Source organism: Methylorubrum sp. GM97 (genome assembly GCF_024347855.1).
Taxonomy (GTDB): domain Bacteria; phylum Pseudomonadota; class Alphaproteobacteria; order Rhizobiales; family Beijerinckiaceae; genus Methylobacterium; species Methylobacterium extorquens.
The window spans coordinates 3,505,036-3,524,874 of sequence record NZ_AP025942.1 but is presented as its reverse complement, the minus strand read 5'-3'; the positions used below and the strand labels follow the sequence as shown (position 1 = coordinate 3,524,874).

General features: G+C 68.3%; 15 protein-coding genes and 1 pseudogene. 12 read left to right on the top strand and 4 right to left on the bottom strand.

Annotated features, from left to right (window positions below; translation table 11 throughout):
- The first annotated feature begins 56 nt into the window (after positions 1-56).
- Positions 57-974: an MBL fold metallo-hydrolase gene (locus tag MSPGM_RS16345; protein WP_261925712.1), complete on the top strand. Its 918-nt coding sequence runs from the start codon at positions 57-59 to the stop codon at positions 972-974.
- On the opposite strand, the gene MSPGM_RS16340 is transcribed toward MSPGM_RS16345, so the two are convergent.
- From MSPGM_RS16340 to gltB, 3 genes are all read right to left on the bottom strand, one after another.
- Positions 947-1,543, bottom strand: a complete 597-nt coding sequence (locus tag MSPGM_RS16340; RefSeq protein ID WP_301297585.1) for a DUF2087 domain-containing protein — start codon at positions 1,541-1,543, stop codon at positions 947-949. The genes MSPGM_RS16345 and MSPGM_RS16340 overlap by 28 nt on opposite strands.
- Positions 1,544-1,811: 268 nt before the next feature.
- Entirely contained in the window at positions 1,812-3,245 is a 1,434-nt protein-coding gene (locus MSPGM_RS16335; protein ID WP_003600827.1) for a glutamate synthase subunit beta, read from the bottom strand.
- Between the two features lie 123 nt (positions 3,246-3,368).
- Positions 3,369-8,087, bottom strand: a complete 4,719-nt coding sequence (gltB, locus tag MSPGM_RS16330) for a glutamate synthase large subunit (RefSeq protein WP_043766911.1) — start codon at positions 8,085-8,087, stop codon at positions 3,369-3,371.
- A gap of 622 nt (positions 8,088-8,709) precedes the next feature.
- Here gltB and MSPGM_RS16325 point away from each other — a divergent pair.
- Entirely contained in the window at positions 8,710-9,750 is a 1,041-nt protein-coding gene (locus MSPGM_RS16325) for a hypothetical protein (protein ID WP_003600829.1), read from the top strand.
- Between the two features lie 27 nt (positions 9,751-9,777).
- Here MSPGM_RS16325 and fdhD read toward each other — a convergent pair whose 3' ends face one another.
- Positions 9,778-10,653, bottom strand: a complete 876-nt coding sequence (gene fdhD / locus MSPGM_RS16320; RefSeq protein ID WP_261925711.1) for a formate dehydrogenase accessory sulfurtransferase FdhD — start codon at positions 10,651-10,653, stop codon at positions 9,778-9,780.
- Between the two features lie 255 nt (positions 10,654-10,908).
- Between fdhD and coxB the strand changes: the two genes are divergently transcribed.
- The 10 genes and pseudogenes from coxB (at position 10,909) to thrC (ending at position 19,649) form a co-directional block, all read left to right on the top strand.
- Entirely contained in the window at positions 10,909-11,748 is an 840-nt protein-coding gene (gene coxB / locus MSPGM_RS16315; RefSeq protein WP_012254534.1) for a cytochrome c oxidase subunit II, read from the top strand.
- Between the two features lie 77 nt (positions 11,749-11,825).
- Positions 11,826-13,454 carry a cytochrome c oxidase subunit I gene (gene ctaD / locus MSPGM_RS16310; protein ID WP_004446924.1) on the top strand — a complete coding sequence of 543 codons (1,629 nt, stop codon included), beginning with the start codon at positions 11,826-11,828 and terminating at the stop codon, positions 13,452-13,454.
- A 165-nt stretch (positions 13,455-13,619) separates the two neighbouring features.
- Positions 13,620-14,572: pseudogene (locus tag MSPGM_RS16305) on the top strand (heme o synthase).
- A gap of 8 nt (positions 14,573-14,580) precedes the next feature.
- Positions 14,581-14,745 (top strand): hypothetical protein, encoded by a 165-nt coding sequence (locus MSPGM_RS16300; RefSeq protein WP_004446927.1) that lies wholly within the window; start codon positions 14,581-14,583, stop codon positions 14,743-14,745.
- A 12-nt stretch (positions 14,746-14,757) separates the two neighbouring features.
- Entirely contained in the window at positions 14,758-15,366 is a 609-nt protein-coding gene (locus MSPGM_RS16295) for a cytochrome c oxidase assembly protein (protein WP_004446928.1), read from the top strand.
- A 146-nt stretch (positions 15,367-15,512) separates the two neighbouring features.
- On the top strand, positions 15,513-16,370 hold the full coding sequence (locus MSPGM_RS16290; protein WP_004446930.1) for a cytochrome c oxidase subunit 3: 858 nt from the start codon (positions 15,513-15,515) through the stop codon (positions 16,368-16,370).
- Between the two features lie 126 nt (positions 16,371-16,496).
- Positions 16,497-16,871: a DUF983 domain-containing protein gene (locus MSPGM_RS16285; RefSeq protein ID WP_004446931.1), complete on the top strand. Its 375-nt coding sequence runs from the start codon at positions 16,497-16,499 to the stop codon at positions 16,869-16,871.
- A complete protein-coding gene (locus MSPGM_RS16280; RefSeq protein WP_004446932.1) occupies positions 16,871-17,641 on the top strand; it encodes an SURF1 family protein in 771 nt (256 codons plus the stop codon). The genes MSPGM_RS16285 and MSPGM_RS16280 overlap by 1 nt, the downstream gene beginning before the upstream one ends.
- A gap of 96 nt (positions 17,642-17,737) precedes the next feature.
- On the top strand, positions 17,738-18,151 hold the full coding sequence (locus MSPGM_RS16275; protein ID WP_004446933.1) for a DUF4864 domain-containing protein: 414 nt from the start codon (positions 17,738-17,740) through the stop codon (positions 18,149-18,151).
- 85 nt (positions 18,152-18,236) lie between these two features.
- The gene (gene thrC, locus MSPGM_RS16270) at positions 18,237-19,649 is read left to right on the top strand and encodes a threonine synthase (protein WP_004446935.1); all 1,413 of its coding nucleotides are present in this window, start codon (positions 18,237-18,239) and stop codon (positions 19,647-19,649) included.
- Positions 19,650-19,839: the final 190 nt, after the last annotated feature.

Genomic DNA, 19,839 nt, shown 5'->3' with positions numbered 1-19,839 from the left:
CGTGACGAGGCGGCGCAGGATTTCGATCGCCCTTCCCCTCACCCGGATTGCCGCCGATGCTCCCTCTGCCGACCCGTCGAGCCGTCCTCGCCGCGGGCGCCTGCCTGCCGATCCTTCGCTTTCCCGAAGCACGGGCGGCGGCCCCCGCCGATCGCGTCGGCGCCTTCACCGTCACGCCGCTGCGCGACGGCCTCTTCCCGCTTGAGCCGAGTATGATCCCCGGCGCAGACAGCGAGGCCGGACGCGCCTTGCTCGCACAAGCCGGCTTGCCGCCGAGTGGCCCCTCACCCGAACCGGTCAATGCGTTCCTGATCCGGCGCGGCGCATGGCACGGGTTGCTCGATGCGGGTTGCGGAACGGTGTTCGGGCCGGGCTTCGACCGGGTGACGGCGGCTCTCGCCGCGGAGGGGTTGCGGCCCGACCAGATCGAGACCGTATGGCTGACCCACCTCCATGCAGACCATGCGGGCGGCCTGCTCACGGGCGATGGCCGCGCCCGCTTCGCCCACGCCGAGCTGGTGCTTCAGGAGCGCGAGGCCGCCTATTGGTCGGATGCCGGTGCGCGTTCCCGCGCGCCCTCCGCGATGGGGCTGTTCTTCGACACCGCGCAGGCCGTGCTGGCCGCCTATGCCGGCCGGGTGCGCCGCGTCTCCGGCACGGCCGAACTCGCTCTCGGCGTCTCGTTCCTGCCGCTGCCGGGGCACACCCCCGGCCATGCGGGCGTGCTGATCGAGGACGGGCCGGAGCGGCTGCTGATCTGGGGCGACATCCTCCACTCCCGCCTGCTGCAGGTGCCGCATCCGGACTGGACCGTGATCTGGGATGCCGATCCGGCGGAGGCGATCGCCACCCGCCGCCGGATCTTCGACCGGGCAGCCAGCGAGGGGCTGGCCGTGACCGGCATGCACCTCGCAACCCGCTGTCGGATCGAGCGGGCCGGCGCGGGCTACGAACTGGTCTCCGCCGCACCCTGACCCTGCGGTCCGACCGCGCCGCGCGCCCGCTCGCGAAGCAACCGGATCAGCGCCGCCGCTTCGGGCGTCGGCGCCCGCTCGATGCGGCGATAATCGCGGCCGTCCACGGTCCGGCTCATCAGGCCGAGATGGCACATCGTGCGCCGAATGATGGCCGGATCGCCGAACAGGTGCAGTGTGTCGAGGAGCGCGCTGATGCCGCGCTCGTCGAACAGGCGGTCGCGGGGAAGCGCCGACCAGATCGCCCACAGGCAGAGATCCTGAACCGATCGGCGGGCCGGCCAACTCGTCAGCCGCCCCTGCGCGTCGAAGCAGCGGGCGGCCCGAGCGACGAGCGCGCCATCGGCCTGAGCGGGCGCTCCGACGGCGTCGGACGCGCGCGGTACGAGACCCGCCGCCAGCGCGCGAAGATGCTGGAAGTTGCGGTGCCCGGCCGCCCGGGCCAGCATGTTGAGCATCTCGACGTGGCTCGGCGGTTTCGTTCGCGCCGTCATCTGGCTGCGAAGGGACTTGGCCAGCGCCGACACGTCATCGGTCGCGTAGGGAATCAGCTCTCTCGGCACGGTCATTCTCCGAGTGCCGTTCTCCGGATCGGAGGTCGAGGGTCACCGGCTTGCGACGCGGCACGGGAATGATGTCATGCCCAGGGTGGAGGTTGCAGGTTTAGCTCCCCTTTCGGGGCGGTGACGCCTGGGTGATCTGCAGACCCGCCGGCATCGTAGCATTGCCTGCGATGACGGCAAGTCGGAGCGCTCGCATCGGTCGCGCGCCGGAGATGGAAAAGGGGGCACCGCCTTCCGGCGATGCCCCCCGTGATCGGTTTGGATGCGGCGCGGTTCAGAGCGGCAGGACGGTCGCGCCCATCAACGCCTCGTCGATCGAGCGGGCGGCCTGACGGCCCTCGCGGATCGCCCAGACCACCAGGGACTGGCCCCGGCGCATGTCGCCCGCGACGTAGATCTTCGGGTTCGAGGTCAGGTAGTTCTGATCGTTGGCAGCGACGTTGCCGCGCTTGTCCACGGCCACGCCCGATTCCGCGACCAGACCCTTCTGCACCGAGCCGGCGAAGCCGATTGCCATGAAGACGAGGTCGGCCGGCAGCACGAACTCGCTGCCCTCGATCGGCTGGCGCTTCTCATCGACGCGGGCGCAGACCACGCCGGTGAGCTGGCCCTTGCGGTTGCCCTCCAGCCGCAGGGTCGCGGCCTGGAACTCGCGCTCGGCGCCTTCCGCCTGGCTCGACGAGGTGCGCATCTTGGTCGGCCAGTAGGGCCACACCGTCAGCTTGTCCTCGCGCTCCGGCGGGCGCGGGCGGATGTCGAGCTGGGTGACCGAGAGCGCGCCCTGGCGGAACGAGGTGCCGACGCAGTCGGACGCCGTATCGCCGCCGCCGATGACGACGACGTTCTTGCCGGCGGCGAGGATCGGCAATTCGCCATTGCCCGGCATCGGCTCGGCGCCGACCCGGCGGTTCGACTGCACCAGGAAGGGCATGGCGTAGTGCACGCCGTCGAGTTCCTGGCCCGGAAGCTGCGGGTTGCGCGGATCCTCGGCGCCGCCACAGAACAGCACGGCGTCGAACTGGCTCGTCAGGTCCTCCAGGGGCACGTTGACGCCGATGTTGGCCTTGTAGTGGAAGACGACGCCTTCGGCTTCCATCTGCTTCACGCGCCGGTCGATGTGGCGCTTCTCCATCTTGAAGTCGGGGATGCCATAGCGCAGCAGGCCGCCGGCCTTGGGCTCGCGCTCGTAGACGTGCACGTCGTGGCCGACGCGGGCGAGCTGCTGGGCCGCCGCCATGCCGGCCGGGCCAGAGCCGATCACCGCCACGCGCTTGCCGGTGCGGTTCGCCGACGGCTCGGGCTTCACCCAGCCCATGTTCCAGGCGCGATCCGCGATCGCCTGCTCGATCGTCTTGATGGCGACCGGCTGGTTCTCGAGGTTCAGCGTGCAGGCCTCCTCGCAGGGCGCGGGGCAAATGCGGCCGGTGAACTCCGGAAAATTGTTGGTGGAGTGGAGGTTGCGCGAGGCCTCCTCCCAGTCCGACTGGTAGACGAGGTCGTTCCAGTCCGGGATCTGGTTGTGGACCGGACAGCCGGTCGGCCCGTGGCAGAACGGGATGCCGCAATCCATGCAGCGCGCGGCCTGTTTGGACAGGTCGTGCTCGTCGAGCGGCAGCGTGAATTCGCGGAAGTGCCGCACGCGGTCGGCGGCGAGCTGATACTTCTGCTCCTGCCGGTCGAATTCGAGAAACCCGGTGACCTTGCCCATCGATCAGTCCTTCGCAGGCGCGGATCTCTCGACCACGCGGCCTTGCCGTCTGCCCGGCATCACTGTGAACCGGTCGGCGGCTTCCTGCCGCCGACCGGTATGGCCCGCCTTGATGACGCTCGATTACTCCGCCGCCACCGGCATGCGCGCCATTTCCATCTCGCGCAGCGCCCGGCGGTACTCGACCGGCATCACCTTGACGAACTTGGTGCGGAACGCCGCCCACTCGTCGAGGATCTGCTTGGCCTTCGGCGAACCCGTATACTTCATGTGGTTGGTGAGGAGCTGCGACAGGCGCTCCTCGTCGTGGCCCGACATGTCCGCGAGGATGTCGACCCGGCCCTTGGTCTCCAGATCGCCGTCCTGGTGGAAGCGGCGCATGAGGTCGTCTTCCTCCTCCACCGGCTCCAAATCGACCATCGACAGGTTGCAGCGGTCGCGGAACGAACCGTCCTCGTCGAGCACGTAGGCGATGCCGCCGGACATGCCGGCCGCGAAGTTGCGCCCCGTCACGCCGATGGAAACCACGACGCCGCCGGTCATGTACTCGCAGCCATGGTCGCCCATGCCCTCGACCACGGTGATGGCGCCGGAGTTGCGTACCGCGAAGCGCTCGCCCGCCGCACCGCGGATGTAGCACTCGCCCGCGATCGCCCCGTAGAGCACGGTGTTGCCGGCCATGATCGTGCGGGCGGGGGGCGCCTTCAGCGCGTCGCTCGGACGGATGATCAGTTTGCCGCCCGACAGGCCCTTGCCGACATAGTCGTTGCCGTGGCCGGTCAGGTCGAGGGTGACGCCCGCGGCGAGCCACGCGCCGAAGCTCTGCCCGGCGGTGCCGTTGAGCTTGACCACGATGGTGTCGTCGGGAAGCCCGTCATGGCCGTGGCGCTTGGCCACCGCGCCGGAGAGCATGGCGCCCGCCGCGCGATCCGAGTTGCGGATCACGTCGGTGAGCACGACCGGCTCGCCGGTCTCGATGGCCGTCTCGGCGCCCGCGATCAGGCGGCGGTCGAGCACCGTGTCGATCGGGTGGTGCTGCGTCTCGACGTGACGGATCGCGACCTCCGGCCCGACATTCGGCCGATGGAACAGCTTCGAGAAGTCGAGGCCGCGGGCCTTCCAGTGCTCGATCGCGTCGCGCTTGTCGAGGAGGTCGGAGCGGCCGATCAGGTCCTCGAGCTTGGTGAAGCCCATCGCCGCCATCAGCTCCCGCAGCTCTTCGGCCACGAAGAAGAAGTAGTTGATGACGTGTTCAGGGGTGCCCTTGAAGCGCTTGCGCAGCACCGGATCCTGGGTGGCGACACCCACGGGGCAGGTGTTGAGGTGGCACTTGCGCATCATGATGCAGCCGGCCGCGATCAGCGGTGCGGTCGAGAAGCCGATCTGGTCGGCCCCGAGCAGCACCGCGATCATCACGTCCTTGCCGGTGCGGATGCCGCCATCGGCCTGGAGCGCGACCCGGCCGCGCAGGCCGTTCATCACCAGCGTCTGCTGCGTCTCGGCCAGACCCGTCTCCCAGGGACCGCCCGCATGCTTGATCGAGGTCAGCGGGGCGGCACCCGTCCCGCCATCGAAGCCCGAGATCGTGATGTGGTCCGCACGCGCCTTGGCGACGCCTGCCGCGACCGTGCCGACGCCGACCTCGGAGACCAGCTTCACCGAGACGTCGGCAGCCGGGTTCACGTTCTTCAGGTCGAAGATGAGCTGGGCCAGATCTTCGATCGAGTAGATGTCGTGGTGCGGCGGCGGCGAGATCAGGCCGACGCCCGGGGTCGCGTAGCGGACCTTGGCGATCTTGGCATCGACCTTGTGGCCGGGCAGCTGACCGCCCTCGCCGGGCTTGGCGCCCTGCGAGACCTTGATCTGCATCATGTCGGCGTTGACGAGATACTCGGTGGTGACACCGAAGCGGCCCGACGCCACCTGCTTGATCGCCGAGCGGCGCGAGCGCCCGTCCGGCCCGGTGATGAACCGGCGCGGCTCCTCGCCGCCCTCACCCGAGTTCGAGCGACCGCCGAACGAGTTCATCGCGATGGCCAGCGTCTCGTGCGCCTCCTTCGAGATCGACCCGTAGGACATCGCGCCCGTGGCGAAGCGCTTGACGATCTCGGAGGCCGGCTCGACTGCCGAGATGTCGACCGGCTGGCGGCCGAGATCGGCGGCGGTCTTGATCCGGAACAGGCCGCGCAGGGTCTTGAGGTGGTTCTCCTGCTCGTTCACCAGCCGGGCGTATTCGCGGTAGCGCTCGGCCGCGCCGAGGCGCACCGCGTGCTGCAGCGTCGCCACGGTGTCGGGCGTCCAGGTGTGGGTCTCGCCGCGCAGGCGATAGGCGTACTCGCCGCCGACATCGAGCGCGTTGCGGTAGATCGGGGCGTCGCCGAAGGCGTCCTGGTGGCGCAGGGTCGTCTCCTGCGCGACCTCGGCCATGCCGATGCCCTCGACCGTCGTCGCCGTGCCGAAGAAGTCCTTGGCCACGAAGTCCGAGTTCAGGCCGATCGCGTCGAAGATCTGCGCGCCGCAATAGGACTGGTAGGTCGAGATGCCCATCTTGGACATGACCTTGAGCAGGCCCTTATCGATCGACTTGATGTAGCGGTAGACGATCTCGTCGTCGGTCAGATCCGGCGGGAACTCGCCCTTCATCGCGATCAGCGTCTCGAAGGCGAGATAGGGATTGATCGCCTCCGCGCCGTAGCCGGCCAGACAGGCGAAGTGATGCACCTCGCGCGGCTCGCCCGACTCGACCACGAGGCCGACCGAGGTGCGAAGCCCCTTGCGGATCAGGTAGTTGTGCACGGCCGCGGTCGCGAGCAGCGCCGGGATCGGAATGCGGTCCGGTCCGACCATGCGGTCCGACAGGATGATGATGTTGTAGCCGCCGCGCACCGCGACCTCGGCCCGGTCGCACAGTCGATCGAGCGCACCCTCCATCGCCCCGGCGCCGGACTCGGCGGCGTAGGTGATGTCGAGCGTGCGGGTGTCGAAGCGGTCCTCGAAGTGCGAGATCGAGCGGATCTTCTCAAGGTCGCCATTGGTCAGGATCGGCTGACGCACTTCGAGCCGCTTGCGGCGCGAGGCGCCCTCCATGTCCAGCAGGTTCGGGCGCGGGCCGATGAACGAGACGAGGCTCATCACGGCCTCCTCGCGGATCGGGTCGATCGGCGGGTTCGTGACCTGCGCGAAGTTCTGCTTGAAGTAGGTGTAGAGCAGCTTCGGCTTGTCGGAGAGCGCCGAGAGCGGCGTGTCCGAGCCCATGGAGCCGACGGCCTCCTGGCCGGTCACGGCCATAGGGGCCATGAGCAGCTTGAGGTCTTCCTGGGTGTAGCCGAAGGCCTGCTGGCGATCGAGCAGGGGCACGTCCGTGCGCGAGGCCCGCGGCTGAATCGGGTGCAGATCCTCCAGCACGATCTGGGTGTTCTTCACCCACTCGGCATAGGGATGCGCGGAGGCCAGCTCGCCCTTGATCTCCTCGTCGGAGACGATGCGGCCCTTCTCCAGATCGATCAGCAGCATCCGGCCCGGCTGCAGGCGCCAGGACTGGACGATCTTCTCGTCCGGAATCGGCAGCACGCCCATCTCGGAGGCGAGCACGACGAGGCCGTCATCGGTGACGATGTAGCGGGCGGGGCGCAGGCCGTTGCGGTCGAGGGTGGCGCCGATCTGGCGTCCGTCGGTGAAGGCGACCGCCGCCGGGCCGTCCCACGGCTCCATCAGGGCGGCGTGGTACTCGTAGAAGGCGCGCCGTTCCTCGCTCATCAGCGGGTTGCCGGCCCAGGCCTCCGGGATCAGCATCATCATCGCGTGGGCGAGCGAATAGCCGCCGGCCACGAGGAATTCGAGGGCGTTGTCGAAGCAGGCAGTGTCGGACTGGCCCTCGTAGGAGATCGGCCAGAGCTTCGAGATGTCGTTGCCGAACAGCTCGGAATCGACGCTGGCCTGGCGCGCGGCCATCCAGTTCACGTTGCCGCGCAGCGTGTTGATCTCGCCGTTATGCGCGACCATCCGGTAGGGGTGCGACAGGCGCCAGGTCGGGAAGGTGTTGGTGGCGAAGCGCTGGTGGACGAGCGCCAGCGCCGAGACGAAGCGCGGATCCTTCAGGTCGAGATAGTAGTGGCCGAGCTGGTGCACGAGCACCATGCCCTTGTAGACGATGGTCCGGCTCGACACGGAGACGGGATAGAACGCCTTCACGCGCTCGTCTTCGAGGCCGTAGACCTTGTTCGAGATCACCTTGCGGGCGATGTAGACGCGCCGCTCGAAGGCGTCCTGATCGGCGACGCTGGCCGGGCAGCCGATGAAGACCTGCCGGTGATGCGGCTCGGTCTCCTTCACGGCCTTGCCGAGATCGGCCGAGTCGACGGGCACGTCGCGCCAACCGAGCAGCGGCAGACCCTCGTCGGAAAGCGTCTTCTCGACGATCGCCTCGATGCTGGCGCGGGCCTCCTCCGCCTTCGGCAGGAAGAGCTGGCCGATGGCGTACTGGCCGGCCGGCGGCAGCTCGAAGCCGAGGCGCGAGCACTCCTCCGAGAAGAAGCCGTGCGGGATCTGGGTGAGGATGCCGCAGCCGTCGCCCATGGTCGGGTCGGCACCGACCGCGCCGCGGTGGTCGATGTTCTCCAGGATCTTGAGACCCTGCTGGACGATGGCGTGGCTGCGCCGGTCGTGCATGTCCGCGACGAAGCCGACGCCGCAGGCGTCGCGCTCGTGGGCGGGGTTGTAGGCGCCTTCGGCCGCGGGAAGGCCCGGGTCGCGCAGGATCAGCGGCGTGGCACCGGCGCGCGACGGCGCGGCTTTCTCGCCGTTCATGACCGACACCGACAGCTCAGACGGGATTTCACGCATCGTCCGCACATCTCCGACCCTGCCCGCATGCGAGCATGTTTCGTGCCCGTACACCGCCGGTGTCCGGGCTGCCGCCTTCTTTATACCGAGTCGGGTGGGGTCAGGTTCTTCCTGCCGGAATCGCCCGCCAACCCGCGGGCTGAAGCTCCGGCTTGTTCAGCCGGCGCTCGCCCGGATCGCCTCGACGGTCACCGGTTTCTCAGCTCGTTCGGACGTCACGTCGATCACGTGATGGATCCCCAAAGCTGGCCCGACGGCCAAGCACGACAAATGGGACAGTCTTACTGTCCTATAGGTGGACGTTGCCAGATTTCATTCATTCCAGCAAGGGGCCGCCGACCACCGCCGCCGGCCTTTTGAACATGCCTCGGATACGCGCAACGCACCCGTCTCTCGGCCTGAACTTGGCGGGCGGAGGCGTGCCGGGCAGCACCGCATCACCACAATGGCACTGGCAGGTTCCGGCTCGGTTCGCAATGTCGCCCCAATCAACCGTTTAGAAAACCTTGCCGGCACGGAAGGAATGCGGGGATGCGTCTGCCGTGACGCCGGGGGACCCGCGATCAACAGCGGGCTCCCGGGACTTTCCTCTTCTTCTGCACAGCTTGGTTCGAGAGGTCCTATGGCTTCGAGCCGTCACGCCCCTGGTGGACTCACGAGAGCGGCACTGCGTCGCGGTCTCGGATTCGGCCTCGTTGCCGCACTCCTGTCGGGCGCCGGTCTGCAGAGCGCTGCCGCCCAGGGCTTCTATCGTGAGATCTATGGGCCACCGCGGGTGGTCTACCGCGAGGATGACGGCGTGTTGCCGTCCCGCGAGGTCGTCGATGAGCTGCGGGACCGCGGCTTCTCCGAGATCGGACGTCCGCGCTACGACGGGCGGAACTACCGTGTGGAGGCAACGAGCCCGCGCGGCCAGCGGGTGCGGCTCGTGGTCGATGCCCGCGAGGGCGACGTGATCGGGCGCGAGCCGCTCGAAGGCGTCTACTATCCCTCCGACCGGGCCCGTCCGGCGGCCCCTGGCTACGGCTGGACCGAAGACGACATGCGCCCGCGCCGTCCGATCCGTGAGGCCGAGCGCATCATGCCGCCCGCCGACATCCCCTCCGTTCCCGGTCTGCGCAGCGCTCCGCTCGGCAGCGAGCGGGGTGCGGTGCGGGTCGAGCGCGTGCCGCCGGCCGCGCGGCCGGACGCCAATCCGCTCGGCGTCAATCCGGATGCGGCGACCCGCTCCGAGCAGCCTCGGCGCGCGGCGACCCGGACCGCCCCGACACCCAAGCTGCCGTTCCAGGCGCGCATTGCCCCGACGGCTCCGGAGCCCTCGCTCCGGTCGGGTTCGCCCGCGTCGCCAGCGATGACGCCCGCGGCCAAAACCGAGCGGAACAAGGCGGAGACGAAGGAAGCCAAGGCGGTCGAGCCGAAGCTGGGCGAGCCCCGGCCCGAAACCGGAAAGGAAGCTGGCAAGGAAACTGGCAAGGCCGAAACGAAGCCTGACGCCGCCAAGCCGGAGCCCACCAAGGACGCGACGAAGACCGCCGAGTCGAAGCCGGCCGCCGGCAAGGGCTGGCAGGATCCGCCGGCCGACGGTCCGCGCAAGAACGTGCGGGTGATCGGTGGGGCGACGGTCGTCCCCGGCGGCACGGGCGAGGCCGGCAGCGCCGAGTAACGGGGCTCGGCGCCTGGGAAGCCGGGCTCAGCCCTCCTCCCTGGCCAGGATCAGCCGCTCGCGGCCGGAGAACACGGTCAGCGTGTCCGAGCGGGCAATGGCGCAGAGCGTCATGTCGTGGCAGCGCGCCCGCTCGATCGCGAGCGAGGTCGGGGCGGAGATCGCCACCAGCACCGAGGCGCCCAGGCTGGCGGCCTTTTCCGCCATCTCGAACGAGCAGCGGCTGGTGATGACGAGAAAGCCCTCGTCCGGCCGCACGCCCTGGCGCAGCAGCGCGCCGATGCACTTATCCAGAGCATTATGGCGGCCGACATCCTCGCGCACCGCCAGCAATGAGCCGTCGAGGTTGGCCCAGCCGGCCGCGTGGACCGCCCGCGTCTCCCGGTTGAGCGTTTGACGGTCCGACAGGGCGGTCAGCGCCGCCTGGATCGCCGCCAGCGTCACCTGCGGGCCCTTGCCGGAGCGGGGCCGGGCAATCGGCAGGGCGGCGAGATCCTCGATGCCGCAAACGCCGCAGCCGGTGCGCCCGCTGATCGCGCGCTTGCGGGCGAGGTGCTCACGCAGCCGCCCCGGCGCGAGATCGACCAGCAGCCTTAGGCCACCCTCACCCGGTTCCACCGAGACGACGCGGATCTCGTCGGGCGCCTCGATCACACCCTCGGTGAGGCTGAAGCCGTAGGCGAAATCTTCGAGATCGGCCGGGGTCAGCATCATCACGGCGTAGGGCACGGTACCGTAGACGACGTTGACCGGCATCTCCACGGCCAGCGCCCGGGAATCGGGCCGCGCCTCGGGGGCGTCATAGGCAACGACGAGTGTTCCGACCTTGACCGACGTTGCGGGGCCGTCCGCCCCGAAGTCATCTCCGGCTTCTTGCTCAGGTTTTGCGCCGACGTCCTGCATCCGTATCCCCAGAGGCAGCCAAATTGCCCGCTGCGCAACCCTGATACCGCGTCCAAGCGACGCTTGGGGGCGCTGTTGTGGTTGCGGTTTTTTGATCAGTATGGTTCTACGTCGCAACCGCCCATCCGGCAGCGACACGGTCACGCCGGAACCGGCAAGGCCCGCGATACGATCGGGCAGTTCTGGGATTTGCGACGATCGTCGGCAAATTCAAGGGCAAACAAACCATAGGCACCAGGGGAGCCAAGCGGGGACATGCGGACGACGCAGGCGCAACATCGGTCATCGTGGGGGCTCGCCGCGTTCGGCGCTCTCCTCGGTTCGTCCTCCTCCGCTCTCGCGGCCGGTATCGGTCAGCCCGAGCCGTGGCAGATGAGCCGTCAGATACCGGTCACGGCCGAGGCCGCTGACCTCCTCAACTTCGAGCACGGGCTGCACTGGATCGCCTTCGCGATCTCGGTCTTCGTTCTCGTTCTCATTCTCTACTGCATCTTCAAGTTCAACGAGAAGACGAATCCGACGCCGTCGCGCACCACGCACAACACGGCGATCGAGGTGGCCTGGACCATCATCCCGGTCCTGATCCTCGTGGCGGTGGCGATCCCCTCGTTCCGCACCCTGCGCACGCAGCTCTCGGACCCGAAGGCCGACCTCGTGGTCAAGGTCGTCGGCCACGCGTGGTACTGGTCCTACGTCTACCCGGCCGAGGGCGACAAGGGCGGCTTCACCTTCGACGCGAACGTCGACGAGGAGCAGCAGCCCAAGCTGCTCGCGACCGACAACGACATGGTCATCCCGGTCGGCAAGGTCGTGAAGGTGCAGGTCACCTCCGACGACGTCATCCACTCCTGGGCGATCCCCTCCTTCGGCGGCAAGATCGACGCCATCCCCGGACGCCTGAACCAGTGGTGGTTCAAGGCCGACCGCGAGGGCACCTATCACGGCCAGTGCTCCGAGCTGTGCGGCGCCCGTCACGCCTACATGCCGATCACCGTGCGCGTGGTCAGCGAGCAGGCCTACGCCGACTGGCTGACCGAGGCGAAGACCAAGTACGCCGCGATCGACAACGGCGCGCGCCTCGCGGACGCCCGCTGACGCTTCTCCGGGCCGGCACGCGCCGGCCGGATCTCCCTTCGCCAGAGGCGACAGACATCTGATTAAGGCAAGGATCGATGGCCACCGCCACAGCACATGCCGGGCATGACGCCCACCACGACCATAAGCCCTCCTTCTTCTCCCGCTGGTTCCTCTCGACGAACCACAAGGACATCGGCACGCTCTACCTGATCTTCGCCTTCATGGCGGGCATCATCGGTGCGTTCCTGTCCTTCGGCATCCGCATGGAGATGGAGGAGCCGGGGCTCCAGTACTTCTCCAATCCGGCGACCTACAACGTGTTCGTCACCGGCCACGGCCTCATCATGGTGTTCTTCATGGTGATGCCCGCCCTCATCGGCGGCTTCGGCAACTGGTTCGTCCCGCTGATGATCGGCGCGCCGGACATGGCCTTCCCGCGGATGAACAACGTCTCGTTCTGGCTGACGGTGTCGGGCTTCGCCTGCCTCCTCTGCTCGCTGTTCGTCGAGGGTTCGCCCGGCGCCACCGGCGCGGGCACCGGCTGGACCGTCTACCCGCCGCTGTCCTCCTCGGCCGGCCATCCCGGCCCGGCGGTCGATTTCGCGATCTTCTCGCTCCACCTCGCCGGTGCGGGCTCGATCCTCGGCGCGATCAACTTCATCACCACCATCCTCAACATGCGCGCCCCCGGCATGACGCTGCACAAGATGCCGCTGTTCGCCTGGGCCGAGCTCGTCACCGCCTTCCTGCTGCTCCTGTCGCTCCCGGTTCTCGCCGGTGCGATCACGATGCTGCTCACCGACCGTAACTTCGGCACCACCTTCTTCGCCCCCGAGGGCGGCGGCGATCCGGTGCTCTACCAGCACCTGTTCTGGTTCTTCGGTCACCCCGAAGTGTACGTGATGATCCTGCCGGCCTTCGGCATCGTCTCGCACATCATCGCCACCTTCTCGCGCAAGCCCGTCTTCGGCTACCTCGCCATGGCCTACGCCATGGTCGCCATCGGCGTCGTCGGCTTCGTCGTGTGGGCCCACCACATGTACACCGTCGGCCTGTCGCTCCAGACGCAGTCCTACTTCGTCTTCGCGACCATGGTGATCGCGGTGCCGACCGGCGTGAAGATCTTCTCCTGGATCGCGACGATGTGGGGCGGTTCGATCCGCTTCACCGCGGCGATGCACTGGGCGGTGGGCTTCATCTTCCTGTTCACGGTCGGCGGCGTCACCGGCGTCGTGCTCGCGAACTCCTCGGTCGATAAGTACCTGCACGACACCTATTACGTCGTCGCGCACTTCCACTACGTGCTCTCGCTCGGTGCCGTGTTCATCATCTTCGCCGGTATCTACTACTGGTTCCCGAAGATGACCGGCCACGTCATCCCGGAATGGGCGGGCAAGCTGCACTTCTGGCTGGCCTTCATCGGTGCGAACGTCCTGTTCTTCCCGATGCACTTCCTGGGTCTGGCCGGCATGCCGCGTCGCTACGCCGACTATCCGGAGGCCTTCGCGGGCTGGCACAAGGTCGCGACCCTGGGCGGTCACGTCTTCGCCCTCAGCATGATCGTCTTCGTGATCGGCATCGTGCTGGCCTTCCGCTCCAAGACCCGCGCTGCGGACAATCCGTGGGGCGAGGGTGCCACCACCCTGGAATGGACCCTCTCCTCGCCCCCGCCCTTCCACCAGTTCGAGACGCTCCCGAAGATCGTCGACGAGCCGGCCCACTAAGGGCGGAACGAAAACCGAAGATCGCGAGGACCGCCCCGGCGGTCCTCGCTCTTTCCCGGAGGCCTCTCACCGCTAAGGCGAGGCCTCCCGCAAAGGGCGGCGCCCCGAACGGCGCGATCCGAAGACCTACGAAAACATCAGAACAAGCGTCAGAGCACGGTTTCCATGACGAGCCTGTCGAACAGCCTGAGTGCCGACACCGGCACCACGTCGTTCTCCCCCGCCGCGGGGGGCGAGGTTTCCGACTTCTTCGCCCTGCTGAAGCCGCGGGTGATGGTGCTCGTCATCTTCACCGCGCTCGTCGGCATGGTGGTCTCGGACGCCACCGTGAACCCGGTGATCGCGGCGATCTCGCTGCTGATGATCGCGGTTGGCGCGGGCGCCTCGGGCTGCCTCAACATGTGGTGGGACGCCGACATCGACGCGCTCATGACCCGCACCGCCAAGCGGCCGATCCCGGACGGGCGCATCCGCCCTGACGAGGCGCTGGCCTTCGGCATCGTCCTGTCGGTCGGCTCGGTGCTGATCCTCGGGCTGGCCTCGAACTGGCTCGCGGCCGGGCTGCTCGCCTTCACCATCGTGTTCTACGCCGTGATCTACTCGATGTGGCTGAAGCGGGCGACCGCGCAGAACATCGTCATCGGCGGCGCCGCCGGCGCCCTCCCCCGGTGGTGGGTCAGGCCGCCGTGACCGGTCATGTCGGCATCGAGTCGCTGGTGCTGTTCGCGATCATCTTCATCTGGACGCCGCCGCATTTCTGGGCGCTGGCGCTCGTGAAGAGCGGCGAGTACGCCCGCGCCGGCATCCCGATGATGCCGAACGTCGCCGGCCCGGATTCCACCCGCCGCCAGATCATCTGGTACTCGCTGGTCCTCGCGCCGCTGGCCCTCCTGCCGGTCTGGCTCGGCTTCGGCGGCTGGCTCTACGCCGTCGTCGGCGTGCTCGGCGGGCTCGGCATGCTGGCGGGCGCGGTGCAGGTCTACCGGCTGCGTGAGGGCGAGCCCGAGCGCAAGGCGGCGATGGGCCTGTTCGCCTTCTCGATCCTCTACCTGTTCCTGCTCTTCTCGGCGCTGCTCGCCGAGCAGGGACTCGGATTGTTCCGCGCGGTCGCAGCGTGAGGCCCGCCATGTCCGATCTCCCCGACGGGATCCGTCCGCTGACGCCGGCGGAGGCCAGGACGCGCCGCAAGCGCTCCGTCGCCATCGCCCTGACGCTCGGCGCCCTGGTGCTGCTGTTCTTCGTGCTGACGATCGCCAAGCTTGGACCGCAGATCCTGCAACGGCCGCTCTGAAGGCGTAACCCGATGACGAATGTGGGCGAGAGGCAGAAACAGGCGGCGCGCGGTACGCGCTGGACCGTGCTCGCCTGTGCGGGCGTCGTGCTCGGCATGGGCGGCCTCGCGGCCGTTTCGGCGCCGCTCTACTCGATGTTCTGCAAGGCGACCGGCTTCAACGGCACGCCGCTCGTCGGCGCCGCGCCCACCGCTCTGACCGGCGAGGCTCTCGCTCCGGTGTCAGTGCGCTTCGATACCAACGTCTCGAAGAACCTGTCCTGGCGCTTCCAGCCCGAACAATCGCGGGTCGAGGCCGTGCCCGGCCAGACCGCGACCGTGTTCTTCAAGGTGACGAATACCGGCCCGGCGCCGTCCGCCGGCATCGCCGTGTTCAACGTGCAGCCGGATCTGATGGGCAGCTACTTCGTCAAGGTGCAGTGCTTCTGCTTCGACGAGCACACGCTGCAGCCGGGCGAGACGGCGGAATTCCCGCTGGTGTTCTACGTCGATCCGGCCCTGCGCAAGGATCCGGACATCGGCGATCTCTCGGAGATGACGCTGTCCTACACCTACTACCCTTCGAAGAACGGTGCGCCGGTGGCGGAGGCGGCCAAACCCGCCGCGACGCGCAACTTTTGAGGGATGAAGCGGCGGGCCAAGCGTGACAATGGCGCGACCGCCGCAGTAGAGGGTTTTCAACCGAGGTCCGGTCCCGCCGGACCTCCAAGGCAACAGGGCCCGGCCGTCAGGCGGTGACGGGCAAGGGCTGAGGGAGAACCATTGCGATGGCCGGGGCGCACGCCAAGAACCACGACTACCACATCATCAACCCGAGCCCGTGGCCGCTGCTGGGCGCGTTCTCCGGGTTCCTGATGGCGTTCGGCGCCGTCTTCTGGATGAAGGGTCTCTCCGCGGGCGGCCTCGCCATCGGCCCCTACGTGTTCGGCGCCGGCACGCTCGGCGTGCTCTACACGATGCTGTCGTGGTGGCGCGACGTCACCCACGAGGCGAATTCCGGCGACCACACCCGCGTCGTCCAGCTGCATCACCGCTACGGCATGATCATGTTCATCGCCTCCGAGGTGATGTTCTTCGTGGCGTGGTTCTGGGCCTATTTCGAGGCCGCGCTCTACACCGCCGACCCGATCCAGCCGCAGCGCGTCGAGTTCACCGGCGGCATGTGGCCGCCGAAGGGCATCGAGGCGTTCGACCCCTGGCACCTGCCGCTCCTCAACACCCTGATCCTGCTCACCTCCGGCACCACCGTGACCTGGGCCCATCACGCCCTGCTGCACGGCGACCGCAAGGGCCTGAAGTACGGCCTGTGGCTGACCATCATCCTCGGTGTGCTGTTCACCGCCTGCCAGGCCTACGAGTACGCCCACGCCCATTTCGGCTTCTCGGGCTCGATCTACTCGGCGACCTTCTTCATGGCGACGGGCTTCCACGGCGCACACGTCATCATCGGCACGATCTTCCTCGCCGTCTGTCTGCTGCGCACCTACCAGGGTGACTTCACCCCGAAGCAGCATCTCGGCTTCGAGTTCGCTGCTTGGTACTGGCACTTCGTCGACGTGGTGTGGCTGTTCCTGTTCGCCGCCATCTACGTCTGGGGCGCGGGCGCCGGCGGCGCGGCCCACTAACGGGTCGAGCCGACAGCATCCGCCGCCCTGCTCGGGCGGAAACCCTGAAGGGCGGCGCGAGCCGCCCTTTTTCACGTGCGGCGTGCCGTCCGTTGCACCATACCGGCGGACAGCGAGGAGCAGCCTTTGAGCCGAACCGCCACGAATCCGCCCCCCTCCCCGATCGCGACGGGCCTGCGCGGGCGGTGCCCCGCCTGCGGCGAGGGTCACCTGTTCAAGGGCTTCCTCGCCGTCAAACCGGCCTGCGAGGTCTGTGGCCAGGACTTCTCCGCGTTCGATTCGGCGGACGGGCCGGCCTTCTTCGTGATGTCGATCACCGGCTTCGTCGTCGTCGGCATGGCCCTGTGGATGGAGATCACCTACGAGCCGCCGGTCTGGGTCCACGCCCTCGTCGCCGGCAGCCTCGCGATCGGCTTGAGCTTGGCTCTCGTGCGCCCGCTGAAGGGGCTGCTGGCGGCAGTCCAGTTCGCCAACAAGGCCGCGCAGGGGCGCTTCCGCTAGTGGCCGCTTTGTCCTCGACCGAGCGAAGCGCCCGCCTGCGCAGCCTGTGGGCGCCGGGCCTCGCGGCCCTGGTCTGTCTCGCGATCCTGCTGAGCCTAGGCACGTGGCAGTTGGCTCGCAAGAGCGAGAAGGAAGCGCTGATCGCCCGCATCATCGAGCGCTCGCATGCCGAGCCGCCGGCCGCCCCTCCCCCGTTCGAGGAATGGGACGCGAAGGCCGACGAGTTCAGCCGGGTGCGGACGCGCGGCACCTTCCTGCACGATCAGGAGACCCTGGTGCACGGGCTGGCGCCGGGCGAGCCCGGCCGGGCGCTCCAGGGTTTCTACGTCATCACGCCGCTCAAGCGCGACGACGGGACCACCATCCTGATCAATCGCGGCTTCGTGCCGACCGAGTTGAAGCGCCCCGAGGACCGCGCCGCCGGTCAGGTCTCGGGCGCGGCGACGGTGACCGGCATGCTGCGCGCGAGCGAGACCCGCACGTTGTTCGTGCCGGAATCCGATCCGAAGCGGGAGGCGTGGTTCACCCGCGACATCCCCGGCATCAGCGCCGCCCGCAATCTCACGAACGTCGCCCCCTACCTGATCGAGGCCGACGCGACGCCGAACCCCGGCAGTTGGCCCCGCGGCGGACAGCTTCGCGTCGATCTGCCGAACAACCACCTGCAATACGCCTTCACGTGGTTCGGCATCGCCGCCTGCCTGATCGGCGTCTTCTCCGTTTTCGCGTGGAAACGGCTGTACGATCCGGCGGACCCGAAGGCCGGTTGACGGCGTTGGCCCGCGTGTTGCCTCGATCGTAAGCGTGCGCGGGGGACGACCAGCCCCCGCGGCAAGCCTCGCAATACGAGATGCGGAGGGCTCCCGATGCGTGCCGTCGCCGTCTTTTTGTTGGTTTTCCTGACATCGGCCGCGGTCCGGGCCGACGACGCGGCCCGCGATGCCGCCCGCGCCACCATCGAGCGGCAGATCGAGGCCTTCCGCCGAAGCGACGCCGCGGCGGCCTATGCCGAGGCCGCGCCGCAGGTCCGCAACCTGTTTCCCTCGGCCGAAACCTTCATCGCCATGGTGGCGAAGGGCTACGCCCCGGTCCTGCGCCCGCGCAGCTACCGCTTCGAGGCGACCGAGACGTCGGGCGAGGACGAGTTGGCCCAAGGCGTGAGCCTTCAGGACGAGGCCGGCATCGATTGGGTCGCGCTCTACACGCTCCAGCGTCAGGCCGATGGCCAGTGGCGCATCACCGGCTGTCACTTGAAGAAGGCGCCGGGCGAGAAGGTTTGACGCCGCAGATGTGAGAAACCGATCCGGCCCCGCTTCGACACGGCCGAATCGATCGTGTAGAGGGAGCGCCTTCCCGGAGGCATCTTTGCTGCACGTCTCGACCCGCGGCGCCGCTGCGCCCTTGAGCTTTTCCGATGCGCTGCTCGCCGGCCTTGCCCGCGACGGCGGTCTCTACGTGCCCGAGAGCTGGCCGCAGATTAGCCGTGCGGAGATCGCGGGCTTTGCCGGCATGCGCTACGCCGAGGTCGCCAAGCGCGTGCTGCGCCCGCTCATCGACGGCGAGATTCCGGACGACGCGCTCGACGAGATGATTGAGGCGGCCTACGCCACCTTCCGCCATCCGGCGATCTGCCCGCTCACCCAGATCGACGACAACCTGTTCCTGATGGAGCTGTTTCACGGGCCGACGCTCGCGTTCAAGGACGTGGCGATGCAGCTCCTCGGGCGGCTGATGGATTACGTGCTGCGCCAGAAGGGCGGCCGCGCCACCATCGTCGGCGCCACCTCGGGCGATACGGGCAGTGCCGCGGTCGAGGCCTTCAAGGGCCTCGATCAGGTCGACGTGTTCATCCTGTTTCCGCACGGCCGCGTTTCGGAGGTGCAGCGCCGGCAGATGACCACGGTCAACGCGCCGAACGTCCACGCGCTCGCCATCGACGGCAATTTCGACGATTGCCAGAACATCGTGAAGGCGATGTTCCAGCACGGCGACTTCGCCGACAAGGTGAAGCTCTCGGGCGTCAACTCGATCAACTGGGCCCGCGTCGCCGCGCAGACCGTCTACTACTTCACGAGCGCGGTGGCCTTGGGCGCCCCGCACCGGAAGGTGTCGTTCGCGGTGCCGACCGGCAATTTCGGCGACGTCCTCGCCGGCTGGGTCGCCAAGCGGATGGGCCTGCCGATCGAGCGGCTGATGATCGGCACCAACGCCAACGACATCCTGGCCCGCACCCTGGAGCACGGGGCCTACGAGCCCCGCGGCGTGCAGCCGACAACCTCGCCCTCAATGGACATCCAGATCTCCTCGAATTTCGAGCGGCTGCTGTTCGAGGCGTTGGGCCGCGACGCCTCGGCGCTCGGCCGCCTGATGGCGGGTCTGAAGCAGTCGGGCGGGTTCTCGCTGAGCCCCGAGGTGCTGGGCACCGTGCGCAACGAGTTCGACGCGACCGCCGTGCGCGAGCCCGACGTCGTGGAAGAGATCGCGGGCACCTTCCGCAAGACCGGCCTCGTGCTCGATCCGCACAGCGCCATCGGCGTGCGCGCCGGTCGCAGGCTGCTGGAGAAGGATCCGGCCACCCCGGTCGTGGCGCTGGCCACCGCGCACCCCGCCAAATTCCCGGATGCGGTCTCGCAGGCGACCGGCGGCGGGCGCCCGGTTCTGCCGCCCCACCTCGCCGAACTGATGACCCGGCCTGAGACGGTGGCGAACCTCGCCAACGATCAGGCCGCGATCGAGCGCTACATCACGGAACACGCCCGCATCACCCGGGGCAACTGACGGACCGACAGCGTGACATCCAACCCAACCCCCTCATCCTGAGGTGCCGCGAAGCGGCCTCGAAGGGTCCTCCAGATCCCGCGCGATCTCTGGACGATCCTTCGAGGCTCCGCTTTGCTCCGCACCTCAGGATGAGGATCAGGGTGGGAGACCGGATCGACCGACCGTTTGTCCACCTCCGAAATACGTG

What these genes read in the sequence shown, in the direction of transcription:
- ctaD (WP_004446924.1), top strand. Translation starts at nt 11,826, where the DNA reads ATGGCCACCGCCACAGCACATGCCGGGCATGACGCCCACCACGACCAT.
- MSPGM_RS16295 (WP_004446928.1), top strand. Translation starts at nt 14,758, where the DNA reads ATGACGAATGTGGGCGAGAGGCAGAAACAGGCGGCGCGCGGTACGCGC.
- coxB (WP_012254534.1), top strand. Translation starts at nt 10,909, where the DNA reads ATGCGGACGACGCAGGCGCAACATCGGTCATCGTGGGGGCTCGCCGCG.
- MSPGM_RS16325 (WP_003600829.1), top strand. Translation starts at nt 8,710, where the DNA reads ATGGCTTCGAGCCGTCACGCCCCTGGTGGACTCACGAGAGCGGCACTG.
- MSPGM_RS16275 (WP_004446933.1), top strand. Translation starts at nt 17,738, where the DNA reads ATGCGTGCCGTCGCCGTCTTTTTGTTGGTTTTCCTGACATCGGCCGCG.
- MSPGM_RS16290 (WP_004446930.1), top strand. Translation starts at nt 15,513, where the DNA reads ATGGCCGGGGCGCACGCCAAGAACCACGACTACCACATCATCAACCCG.
- gltB (WP_043766911.1), bottom strand. Translation starts at nt 8,087, where the DNA reads ATGCGTGAAATCCCGTCTGAGCTGTCGGTGTCGGTCATGAACGGCGAG.
- MSPGM_RS16335 (WP_003600827.1), bottom strand. Translation starts at nt 3,245, where the DNA reads ATGGGCAAGGTCACCGGGTTTCTCGAATTCGACCGGCAGGAGCAGAAG.
- MSPGM_RS16345 (WP_261925712.1), top strand. Translation starts at nt 57, where the DNA reads ATGCTCCCTCTGCCGACCCGTCGAGCCGTCCTCGCCGCGGGCGCCTGC.
- MSPGM_RS16340 (WP_301297585.1), bottom strand. Translation starts at nt 1,543, where the DNA reads ATGACCGTGCCGAGAGAGCTGATTCCCTACGCGACCGATGACGTGTCG.
- fdhD (WP_261925711.1), bottom strand. Translation starts at nt 10,653, where the DNA reads ATGCAGGACGTCGGCGCAAAACCTGAGCAAGAAGCCGGAGATGACTTC.
- MSPGM_RS16300 (WP_004446927.1), top strand. Translation starts at nt 14,581, where the DNA reads ATGTCCGATCTCCCCGACGGGATCCGTCCGCTGACGCCGGCGGAGGCC.